Here is a 10,918-nt window from a genome sequence, read left to right on the forward strand (position 1 = left end):
CACCTCTGGAACCCCCGCAGGACAAGCACTTGATTTCTACCGCCAACATCACCATGCAGTTCGGCTCCAAGCCGCTGTTCGAAAACGTTTCTGTCAAATTCAACAACGGCAACCGCTACGGCCTGATCGGCGCCAACGGCTGCGGCAAGTCGACTTTCATGAAGATCCTCGGCGGTGACCTGGAGCCTTCGGGTGGCCAGGTCATGCTCGAACCCAACACCCGCCTGGGCAAGCTGCGCCAGGACCAGTTCGCCTACGAGGAATTCACCGTCATCGACACGGTGATCATGGGCCACGGCCAGCTGTGGAAGGTCAAGGCTGAGCGCGACCGTATCTACTCGCTGCCGGAAATGTCCGAGGAAGACGGCATGGCCGTCGCCGAACTGGAAACCGAATTCGCCGAAATGGACGGCTACACCGCCGAGTCGCGCGCCGGCGAACTGCTGCTGGGCCTGGGTATTCCGCTGGAGCAGCACTTCGGCCCGATGAGCGAAGTGGCCCCTGGCTGGAAGCTGCGTGTGCTGCTGGCCCAGGCGCTGTTCTCGGACCCGGACGTGCTGCTGCTCGACGAACCGACCAACCACCTGGACATCAACACCATCCGCTGGCTCGAAACGGTCCTCACGGCGCGTAACAGCACCATGATCATCATTTCCCACGACCGCCACTTCCTCAACAGCGTGTGCACCCACATGGCTGACCTGGACTACGGCGAACTGCGCCTGTTCCCGGGCAACTACGACGAGTACATGACGGCCGCCACCCAGTCGCGCGAGCAATTGTTGGCGGACAACGCCAAGAAGAAAGCCCAGATCGCCGAACTGCAGACCTTTGTCAGCCGCTTCTCGGCCAACGCTTCGAAAGCCAAGCAGGCCACTTCGCGCGCCAAGCAGATCGACAAGATCCAGCTGGCCGAGGTGAAACCGTCCAGCCGCGTCAGCCCGTTCATTCGCTTCGAACAAACCAAAAAGCTGCACCGCCAGGCCGTGGTCGTCGAGAAAATGGCCAAAGCCTTCGATGACAAGGTGCTGTTCAAGAACTTCGACCTTACCGTGGAAGCGGGTGAGCGCGTGGCGATCATCGGCCCCAACGGTATCGGCAAGACCACCCTGCTGCGCACCTTGGTCGGCGAAATGACCCCAGATGCCGGTTCGGTGAAGTGGACCGACAGCGCCGAAGTCGGCTACTACGCGCAAGACCACGCCCACGACTTCGAAGACGACATGACCCTGTTCGACTGGATGGGCCAGTGGACATCCGGCGAGCAGGTGATCCGCGGCACCCTGGGGCGCATGCTGTTCTCCAACGACGAGATCCTCAAGTCGGTGAAGGTGATTTCCGGTGGTGAACAAGGCCGCATGCTGTTCGGCAAGCTAATCCTGCAAAAGCCCAACGTGCTGGTGATGGACGAACCGACCAACCACCTCGACATGGAGTCGATCGAAGCACTCAACCTGGCGCTGGAAAACTACCCAGGCACCCTGCTGTTCGTCAGCCACGACCGCGAATTCGTTTCGTCGCTGGCTACCCGCATCATCGAGCTCTCGGCCGATGGCGTGGTGGACTTCAGCGGTACCTACGACGACTACCTGCGTAGCCAGGGTGTGTTGGTCTGATTGAGCAGTAAGGCCTGGCCGCTTTCGACGGCCAGGCCTTGCGCCACAGCGCAGGCCTCTCCACGAAAAATTCGTTAGCCTGCTTTCATTTCCTTCGCGCAACGGCATGATGGGTTCACGCCCAACCGCCCGCCCGCGAACGAGCCCATGACCGCGCAACAACCTGCTCCCCCCAGCGATAGCTTGCACATAACCCTGCAAATCCTGTCGATCGTCTTCTACACCTTCATTGCCTTCCTCTGCATCGGCCTGCCGATCGCGGTACTGCCCAGCCATGTGCACGATCAGCTGGGCTTCGGCGCCGTGATAGCGGGCGTGACCATCGCCTTGCAATACCTGGCCACCCTGCTCAGCCGGCCATTAGCCGGCAAGGTGGCCGATACCTTGGGCGGCAAGCGGGCAATACGCTATGGCCTGCTGGGTATCGCCGGCTGTGGCGTGCTGACCCTGCTGTCCGCCTGGGCGCTGAACCTGCCAACCCTCAGCCTGGGCCTACTGCTTGCCGGGCGCCTGCTGCTGGGCATAGCCCAGGGGTTGATCGGCGTAGCGACCCTGAGCTGGGGAATCAGCCAGGTCGGCCCTGAGCACACCGCCCGGGTCATTTCATGGAACGGCATCGCCTCTTACGGTGCCATCGCCATCGGCGCGCCCGTGGGTGTGCTGGCCGTCGACGGGCTGGGCATCAGCGCGCTGGGCCCGGCGCTGCTGGGGTTGGCAGCCATTGCCCTGCTGGTGCTGCGCAAACGCCCCGACGTGGCGGTGACGCGCGGCGAGCGCCTGCCCTTCTGGTCGGCGTTCGGCCGGGTGGCGCCGTGTGGTGTTGGCCTGACCCTCGCTTCCATCGGGTACGGCACCCTGACCACCTTTGTCACCCTGTATTACCTTGAGCGTGGCTGGGCCGGCGCAGCCTGGTGCCTGAGCGCGTTTGGCGTGTGCTTCATCATCTCCCGGCTGCTGTTCGTCAACGCGGTCAACCGCTTTGGTGGCTACAACGTCGCGGTCGCCTGCATGGCCACCGAAGTGCTCGGCCTTGGCCTGCTGTGGCTGGCGCCCTCACCACCGTGGGCATTGCTGGGCGCCGGGCTGGCCGGCTTTGGGCTGTCGCTGGTGTACCCGGCACTGGGCGTCGAAGCCATCAGGCAGGTACCCAGCAGCAGCCGGGGTGCCGGGCTGAGCGCCTACGCGGTGTTCTTCGACATGGCCCTGGCCCTCGCCGGGCCGGTAATGGGGGCGGTTGCCGCGCACCTGGGCTATGCCTCGATCTTCTGCGTGGCCGCCCTGCTGGCACTGGCTGGCGTCGGGCTGACGCTGCTACTGGCGCGGCGTGGCCGTGGCCGCTGAGCGCTCGGCCGATTGCGGCGCCCCCAGCGCCTCGCTGAAGAACGCTGCGGTTTCACGTTGCAGTGAGTGGTGGATATGCCGACGGTCAACGCCTTCGGCATCCTTGCACAGCACCGGCATGCGCTGGTATTGCTCGGCATCGCAACGGGCCATGAACACGAAATGCCCGGCACCGGCCAACAGCCGGTAATCCGGTGTGACTGGCAGCTTGCGGGCCAGCGCTGCGGCGTTGCGGTCCACGGCCACCAACTGGTCGCTGTCGCCGCTGTAGATCAATGCCGGCACCTGCACCCCGGCCAGGGCATGCCGCCCGAACAGCAGGCTGAGCGGCGCCATCAACATCACCGCGCCGACACGCGGGTCGGCCTTGGGGCCAAGCTCACTGCGGTCGGCTATCAATATGCCGTGGGTCTTGCAGGCGTCGGCGTCGTTCGGGCGTTCCAGGCAGTACTGGCGCAAACGCTCCAGGTCGGGGTGCGCGCCAGACAAGATCAACGCCGTTTCACCACCCGCCGAGTAGCCGATCACACCCACCTTGCCGTCCGTCAGGTACGGGCCCACCACGCTGTCTGCGCGGGCCGCAGTGATCGCAGCGCTGAGCTGCAACGGCCGGCCATACAGATTGCTCAGGGTGCCCAGGCGGCTGTGGTCGCGGGTGTTGTCCCCGGGGTGGACCACCGCTACCACCACGAACCCTGCGCGCGCCAATGCCGTAGCCAGGTAATGCAACGCCAGCGGGCTACCGGTATTGCCGTGCGACAGCACCAACAGCGGGAAGCGCCCCATGGCGATTGGGGCCTCTTCGGCCACGTCGAGCGGGTAGCCATCGATGCGGCTACTGCGGGCCTGGCCCAGCGCTGGGTAGAACGCCAACGCCTGCATGGGCCGGTTATCGACCGGGTCGGTCAAGGTCATGTGATGCAGGCCTGCTGCCCATTGCGCAGCCTCGGCATGGGCCAGCAGGCAGGCGCACAGCGCCAGCGTCAACACGCAACGGGGGAGAGTCATCGGCCAGCGGCTCCTTGCGTGGCAATGCGATAACCCAGCATAGGCCTGGCCCCGCAGGCGCCGCATGAAAACTGGATGAAACCGGCGTTATGCCAGGCCTGTACGCGCACCCTGCATTTGCACCTGGCGGCGAACCCGTGGCATAGATGACGGTCAACGGTTTTATCTGACCGCTTCAGCGCCCTTAAAGGAGTTTCATGCATGAGCAAACCTGCCTACGTGCCACCCAAGGTCTGGCGCCCTGACGCTGCATCCGGGGGCCAGTTCGCCAGCATCAACCGCCCTGTCGCCGGCCCTACCCATGACAAGGACCTGCCCAAGGGCAAGCAACCGCTGCAGCTGTATTCGCTGGCCACACCCAACGGCGTGAAGGTCACCATTGCCCTGGAAGAGCTGCTTGAACTCGGCCACGCTGGCGCGGAATACGATGCCTGGCTGATCCGCATCGGCGAAGGCGACCAGTTTTCCAGCGGCTTCGTTCACGTCAACCCCAACTCCAAGATCCCCGCGCTGCTCGACTGCAGCCAGGAACCACCGGTGCGAGTCTTCGAGTCCGGCTCGATCCTGTTGTACCTGGCAGAAAAGTTCGGCGCCCTGCTGCCGACAGCGCCTGCTGCCCGCACCGAGTGCCTGAACTGGCTGTTCTGGCAGATGGGAGCGGCGCCCTACCTGGGTGGCGGCTTCGGTCATTTCTATGTGTACGCGCCGGAGAAGTTCGAGTACGCCATCAACCGCTTCACCATGGAAGCCAAGCGTCAGCTCGATGTGCTTGACCGGCGCCTGGCCGAAAGCCGCTACCTGGGCGGTGAGGCATACAGCATCGCCGATATTGCCGTATGGCCCTGGTACGGCCAGTTGGTACTGGGCAACCTGTACGGCGCAGCAGAGTTCCTGGCGGTGGACGAGTACCCGCATGTGCAGCGCTGGGCGCAAGACATTGCCGCGCGCAAGGCAGTGCAACGCGGCACCCGGGTGAACCGCACCTGGGGCGACGAAGCCAGCCAGGTGCCTGAACGGCATTCGGCTGCGGATCTGGACAACTGATACAACGCGCGCCGAAGGTGGCCCTGTGGTGATACAGGGCCGCCGCTGCCAATGCCCGCCGCGTACTCGGGCATGACAATGCCCACCTGCACAAAACCGTTTGCCCCTGCGCAAACCTGCGTCCGCGTAGCCCTTCTTGTACACTCCCCGCAATAGCCCCCACCTGTACATTGTTTGGTGAACGCATGATCGAGGTAACCGAGGTTTCCATTGCCGAGCTGCGCGACGCGCTCGAATCGGGCCGCACGACGGCGGTCGAGCTGGTCAAGGCCTACCTGGCCCGCATTGATGCCTACGACGGCGCCGACACGGCCACCGCCCTGAACGCCGTAGTGGTGCGCAACCCGCAGGCGCTGCAAGAAGCCGAGGCCTCCGATGCCCGCCGCGCCAAAGGCCAGCTGCTGAGCCCGCTGGACGGCATTCCCTACACTGCCAAGGACAGCTACCTGGTCAAAGGCCTGACTGCGGCATCGGGCAGCCCGGCCTTCAAAGACCTGGTGGCCCAGCGCGACGCTTTCACCATCGAGCGCCTGCGCGCCGCCGGGGCCATATGCCTGGGCAAGACCAACATGCCGCCCATGGCCAACGGGGGGATGCAGCGCGGTGTGTATGGCCGCGCCGAAAGCCCGTACAACGCCCATTACCTGACCGCCCCGTTCGCCTCGGGCTCGTCCAACGGCGCAGGCACGGCTACCGCCGCCAGTTTCAGCGCCTTCGGCCTGGCCGAAGAAACCTGGTCCAGTGGCCGCGGCCCCGCCTCGAACAATGGCCTGTGCGCCTACACGCCCTCGCGTGGGGTGATTTCGGTGCGCGGCAACTGGCCGCTGACGCCGACCATGGATGTGGTGGTGCCCTATGCGCGCACCATGGCCGACCTGCTGGAGGTACTCGACGTGGTGGTCGCCGATGACCCCGACAAGCGTGGCGACCTGTGGCGCCTGCAGCCCTGGGTGCCGATCCCCGCGGCCTCGGCGGTGCGCCCGGCGTCGTACCTGGACCTGGCCGCCGATGCCGGCGCCCTCAAGGGCAAACGCTTCGGCGTGCCGCGCATGTACATCAATGCCGACGACGCAGTCGGCACTTCACAAAAGCCCGGTATCGGGGGCCCTACCGGCCAGCGCATCCACACTCGCGCCAGCGTTATCGCCTTGTGGCAACAGGCACGTCAGGCCCTGGAAGCGGCCGGCGCGCAAGTGGTGGACGTCGATTTCCCGCTGGTGTCCAACTGCGAAGGGGACCGCCCCGGCGCACCCACGGTGTACAACCGCGGCATCGTCAGCAAGGAATTCCTGCACGACGAGCTGTGGGAGCTGTCGGGCTGGGGCTTCGATGATTTCCTGCGCGCCAATGGCGACCCAAAGCTCAACCGCCTGGCGGATGTCGATGGGCCTCAGATTTTCCCGCACGACCCGGGCACCCTGCCCAACCGCGAAGACGACCTTGCAGCCGGCATGGACGAATACGTCAACATGGCCAAGCGTGGCCTGAAAACCTGGGACCAGATCGAGACCCTGCCCGATGGGCTGCGCGGCCTGGAGCAGACCCGCAAGCTGGACCTGGAAGACTGGATGGACGCCCAAGGCCTGGACGCCGTGCTGTTCCCCACCGTGGCCGATGTCGGCCCGGCCGATGCCGACGTCAACCCGGTATCGGCGGACATCGCCTGGAGCAACGGCGTATGGGTGGCCAATGGCAACCTGGCGATCCGCCATCTTGGCGTACCGACCGTGACCGTACCGATGGGCGTCATGGCCGACATCGGTATGCCGGTGGGCCTGACCTTCGCCGGGCGGGCCTACAGCGACAATGCCCTGCTGACCTTTGCGGCCGCCTTTGAAGCGACCGGTTCGCGCCGCATTGTGCCGCCGCGCACCCCCGCCCTGGGTTGAGCCCCCCACGGCAACGCCCCTCAGGCAACCGTCGCTAAAATCAACGATTAGTGTAAAAATACACAAATCGTTGATTTTAGCGGCTCGTTGCCCATGACACCCACTGCCGAGCGCCAGCTCACCCTCACCGTGCTCAAGGCCGCCATCCAGGCCTTGGGCAGCGTTGCCGCGCGCAACATGGAAATCCTCCTGCACGACCTCGACCACCCCGAGCACTCGGTGGTGGCTATCGTCAATGGCCACCTTTCCGGTCGCAGCATCGGCAGCCCGATCCTTGCCGCCCCGGAACAGGACCAGGGTTTCAAGGCCCTGATGCAGGCCTCGGCCGACCAGCAGGGTTGTGAGCCGGTGGTGCTGCCCGACTACCCCACTACCCTCAAGGGCCGCACGCTGCGCAGCGCCACCGCGATATTCCGCGACAGCAGCGGCCACCCGTTTGCCAGCCTGTGCGTGAACACCGATGTCACCGGCCTGGACGCGGCCATGCAGTTCCTCCAGCACTTCCAGCCCCTGGGCGCTACGCCAACCGCCACCGAGCCTGCCGACATGGCGCTGCTGATGAGCGAGATCATCCAGGGCGCACTGCAGCGCAATGGCCAAGGGCGAATGAACAAGCAGGCCAAGCTCGAAGCTGTGCGCGTGATGCAGGAGCGTGGCCTGTTCATCGTCAAGGGCGGCGTCGAGAAGGCCGCCAGCGCACTCGGCGTGACCCGCTACACCATCTACAACTACCTCGAACAACTGCGCGGAGCCAGCCTATGACCTTGCACATCCCTACGCCCCTGATCGAATCACGCCCGCTGTCGCTGGCTGCCGGGCGCAACATCTGGCTCAAGCTTGACGCCCTGCAGCCTTGTGGCTCGTTCAAGCTGCGCGGGGTGGGCCACGCCTGCGAGGTTCACTACGCGCGGGGTGCCAGGCACCTGGTGTCGTCCTCGGGGGGCAATGCCGGCCTGGCGGTGGCCTACGCCGGGCGCAAACTGGGGGTGCCGGTGACCGTGGTGGTGCCCGAGACCACCACCGAACGGGCCAAGGAGCTGCTGCGCCTGGAAAATGCCAAGGTACTGGTACACGGCAGCTCGTGGCAGGAAGCCAACGAACTGGCACTGACCCTGGTAGGCGCTGGCGATGCCTTCATTCACCCCTTCGACGACCCGCTGCTGTGGGCCGGGCATGCCAGCCTGGTCGACGAAGTGGTTGCGGCCGGCTTCAAGCCCGATGCGGTCGTGCTGTCGGTGGGGGGTGGCGGGCTGCTCAGCGGCGTGGTCGAGGGGCTGCAACGCAATGGCTGGGCGGACGTGCCGGTGCTGGCCGTGGAGACGACCGGCGCTGCCTCGCTGCACGCGGCCATGCAAGCCGGACACACCGTGGCGTTGCCGCGCATTGCCTCGATCGCCGGCTCGCTGGGTGCCAAGCGGGTGGCCGAACAGGCGCTGGCCTGTACGCGTCGGCAACCGGTACACAGCCACCTGGTCAGCGACCGTGCCGCGCTGCAGGCTTGCGAGCGCTTTCTGCAAGACCATCGGCTACTGGTGGAGCCCGCCTGTGGCGCCGCGTTGGCGCTGGCCTATGACGCCAGCGCCATGGCGCGTTACCCGAACGTGCTGGTGGTGGTATGCGGGGGTGCTACCGCCACTTTGGAACAGATACAGGCGTGGTTGCGACAGGTCGACTGATACGGGCTGTCATCTGTCTGTTTCCTTTGCCGTGTATCACTGAACCCGACACTGCCGGCGACTCTGCCCGGCAGTGGCAGCCACGCAAAGGAAAAATGCCCTGCGCCCTTTCGATCTGCGGCAAGGGAAGGCACAATGCGTGTCCTTTTTTTGGCCGGCCTGGCCGGGGGCCTTTAAATGATCAAGACGCCGTACTACCTCATCGATAAAACCAAGCTGCTCAGCAACATGGAGAAGATCGCCTACGTGCGCGAACACTCCGGTGCCAAGGCACTGCTCGCCCTCAAGTGCTTTGCCACCTGGTCGGTATTCGACCTGATGCAGCAGTACATGGACGGCACCACCTCGTCTTCCCTGTTCGAGCTCAAGCTCGGCCGCCAGAAGTTTGCCGGCGAGACCCACGCCTACAGCGTGGCCTGGGCCGACGACGAGGTCGAGGAAATGCTCGAGAACTGCGACAAGATCATCTTCAACTCGATCGGCCAGCTGCAACGCTTTGCCGACCAGTCCGAAGGCAAGGTGCGCGGCCTGCGCGTCAACCCGCAGGTCAGCAGCTCCGACTACTTGCTGGCCGACCCGGCCCGGCCGTTCAGCCGCCTGGGCGAATGGGACCCGGCCAAGATCGAGCAGGTGATCGGCCAGATCTCTGGCTTCATGTTCCACAACAACTGCGAGAACGGTGACTTCGGCCTGTTCGACAAGATGCTCACGCACATCGAAGAGCGCTTCGGCCACCTGCTGCACCAGGTCGAGTGGGTCAGCCTGGGCGGCGGCATCCACTTCACCGGTGAAGACTACGCAGTAGACGCCTTCTGCGCGCGCCTCAAGGCCTTCGCGCAAACCTACGGGGTGCAGGTGTACCTGGAGCCTGGCGAAGCCGCCATCACCAACAGCGCCTCGCTGGAAGTGACCGTGCTCGACACCTTGTACAACGGCAAGCACCTGGCCGTGGTCGACAGCTCGATCGAAGCGCACCTGCTCGACCTGCTGATCTACCGCCTGAACGCCAAGATGGCCCCCAACGACGGCGAGCACACCTACATGGTCTGCGGCAAATCGTGCCTGGCCGGTGACATCTTCGGTGAGTACCAGTTCGACCGCCCATTGGCCATTGGCGATCGCCTGTCGTTCGTAGACACGGCCGGTTACACCATGGTCAAGAAAAACTGGTTCAACGGTTTGAAAATGCCGTCCATCGCGGTCAAGCAACTCGACGGCAGCGTCGAGGTCGTCCGTGAGTTCGGTTTTGAAGACTACGTTTCCAGCCTGTCGTAAGGCCGGCTTCCCAAGTAAGGAGCAACAGGTAAATTGAAGAAGAACGTTCTTATCATTGGTGCAGGAGGTGTCGCCAAGGTGGTGGCCCACAAGTGCGCGCAGCATAACGACGAACTGGGTCGTATCGCTATCGCGTCACGGAACATCTCCAAATGCCAGGCCATCATCGACAGCGTCAAGGCCAAGGGTAGCCTCAAGGTTCCCGCCGACATCCAGGCCTTCTCGCTCAACGCCCTCGATGTCGAGGCGACCAAGGCGCTGATCCGCGAGACCGAGTCGCAGATCGTGATCAACGTCGGTTCCGCCTTCCTCAACATGTCGGTGCTGCGTGCCTGCATCGATACCGGTGTCGCCTACCTGGACACCGCCATCCACGAAGAGCCGGGCAAGATCTGCGAGACCCCGCCGTGGTACGGCAACTACGAGTGGAAACACCTCGAAGAGTGCCAACAAAAGAACATTACCGCCATTCTCGGGGTCGGCTTTGACCCGGGTGTGGTCAACAGCTACGCAAAACTTGCGCAGCAACAGTATTTCGACAGCATTGATTCGATCGACATTCTCGACGTCAATGCCGGCTCGCATGGCAAGTACTTCGCCACCAACTTCGACCCGGAAATCAACTTCCGCGAGTTCACCGGGCAAGTGTGGAGCTGGCAGAACAGCCAGTGGACCAGCAACACCATGTTCGAAGTCAAGCGTACCGACGACCTGCCGGTGGTCGGCTCGCAAAACCTCTACCTCACCGGCCATGACGAAGTTCACTCGATTTCGAAGAACCTCAACGTGCCGAATGTGCGCTTCTGGATGAGCTTCGGCGAGCACTACATCAATGTGTTCACGGTGCTGAAAAACCTTGGCCTGCTCAGCGAGCAGCCGGTGAAAACGGCCGAAGGCCTGGAAGTGGTGCCGCTGAAAGTGGTCAAGGCCGTGCTGCCAGACCCGGCCTCGCTGGCCCCGGGCTACACCGGCAAGACCTGCATCGGCGACCTGGTCAAAGGCACCAAGAACGGTCAACCGCGCGAAGTGTTCATCTACAACGTGACCGACCACGAAGAGGCCTATGCCG

The 10,918-nt window shown here is 64.1% G+C and carries 9 protein-coding genes; 8 read left to right on the forward strand and 1 reads right to left on the reverse strand.

From position 1 onward, the window contains the following. The first annotated feature begins 29 nt into the window (after positions 1-29). Both APH30_RS11580 and APH30_RS11585 read left to right on the forward strand, forming a co-directional pair. Entirely contained in the window at positions 30-1,616 is a 1,587-nt protein-coding gene (locus APH30_RS11580) for an ABC-F family ATPase (RefSeq protein ID WP_029885780.1), read from the forward strand. 147 nt (positions 1,617-1,763) lie between these two features. Beyond that, the gene (locus APH30_RS11585) at positions 1,764-2,957 is read left to right on the forward strand and encodes an MFS transporter (protein ID WP_054912621.1); all 1,194 of its coding nucleotides are present in this window, start codon (positions 1,764-1,766) and stop codon (positions 2,955-2,957) included. On the opposite strand, the gene APH30_RS11590 is transcribed toward APH30_RS11585, so the two are convergent. Further along, the gene (locus tag APH30_RS11590) at positions 2,928-3,965 is read right to left on the reverse strand and encodes a dienelactone hydrolase (RefSeq protein ID WP_054912622.1); all 1,038 of its coding nucleotides are present in this window, start codon (positions 3,963-3,965) and stop codon (positions 2,928-2,930) included. The genes APH30_RS11585 and APH30_RS11590 overlap by 30 nt on opposite strands. Positions 3,966-4,166: 201 nt before the next feature. On the opposite strand from APH30_RS11590, the gene yghU reads away from it, so the two are divergent. From yghU to APH30_RS11620, 6 genes are all read left to right on the forward strand, one after another. Beyond that, positions 4,167-5,009 (forward strand): glutathione-dependent disulfide-bond oxidoreductase, encoded by an 843-nt coding sequence (gene yghU / locus APH30_RS11595; RefSeq protein ID WP_054912623.1) that lies wholly within the window; start codon positions 4,167-4,169, stop codon positions 5,007-5,009. Positions 5,010-5,194: 185 nt separating this feature from the next. Continuing rightward, positions 5,195-6,898, forward strand: a complete 1,704-nt coding sequence (locus tag APH30_RS11600; RefSeq protein WP_054912624.1) for an amidase — start codon at positions 5,195-5,197, stop codon at positions 6,896-6,898. Positions 6,899-6,991: 93 nt separating this feature from the next. Further along, on the forward strand, positions 6,992-7,660 hold the full coding sequence (locus APH30_RS11605; RefSeq protein WP_050492191.1) for a transcriptional regulator: 669 nt from the start codon (positions 6,992-6,994) through the stop codon (positions 7,658-7,660). Further along, positions 7,657-8,574 carry a pyridoxal-phosphate dependent enzyme gene (locus APH30_RS11610; protein ID WP_054912625.1) on the forward strand — a complete coding sequence of 306 codons (918 nt, stop codon included), beginning with the start codon at positions 7,657-7,659 and terminating at the stop codon, positions 8,572-8,574. Before APH30_RS11605 ends, APH30_RS11610 begins: the two co-directional genes overlap by 4 nt. Before the next feature lie 177 nt (positions 8,575-8,751). Beyond that, entirely contained in the window at positions 8,752-9,849 is a 1,098-nt protein-coding gene (locus tag APH30_RS11615; RefSeq protein WP_009686603.1) for a carboxynorspermidine decarboxylase, read from the forward strand. 33 nt (positions 9,850-9,882) lie between these two features. Next, positions 9,883-10,918, forward strand: a 1,036-nt coding sequence (locus tag APH30_RS11620; RefSeq protein ID WP_054912626.1) for a saccharopine dehydrogenase family protein, incomplete at its 3' end; no start/stop codon positions are given.

The organism is Pseudomonas sp. NBRC 111127, assembly GCF_001320345.1.
Classification (GTDB): domain Bacteria; phylum Pseudomonadota; class Gammaproteobacteria; order Pseudomonadales; family Pseudomonadaceae; genus Aquipseudomonas; species Aquipseudomonas juntendi.

Coding starts and splice junctions, on each gene's coding strand:
- APH30_RS11610 (WP_054912625.1), top strand. CDS start 7,657: ATGACCTTGCACATCCCTACGCCCCTGATCGAATCACGCCCGCTGTCG.
- APH30_RS11615 (WP_009686603.1), top strand. CDS start 8,752: ATGATCAAGACGCCGTACTACCTCATCGATAAAACCAAGCTGCTCAGC.
- APH30_RS11600 (WP_054912624.1), top strand. CDS start 5,195: ATGATCGAGGTAACCGAGGTTTCCATTGCCGAGCTGCGCGACGCGCTC.
- APH30_RS11605 (WP_050492191.1), top strand. CDS start 6,992: ATGACACCCACTGCCGAGCGCCAGCTCACCCTCACCGTGCTCAAGGCC.
- APH30_RS11590 (WP_054912622.1), bottom strand. CDS start 3,965: ATGACTCTCCCCCGTTGCGTGTTGACGCTGGCGCTGTGCGCCTGCCTG.
- APH30_RS11585 (WP_054912621.1), top strand. CDS start 1,764: ATGACCGCGCAACAACCTGCTCCCCCCAGCGATAGCTTGCACATAACC.
- yghU (WP_054912623.1), top strand. CDS start 4,167: ATGAGCAAACCTGCCTACGTGCCACCCAAGGTCTGGCGCCCTGACGCT.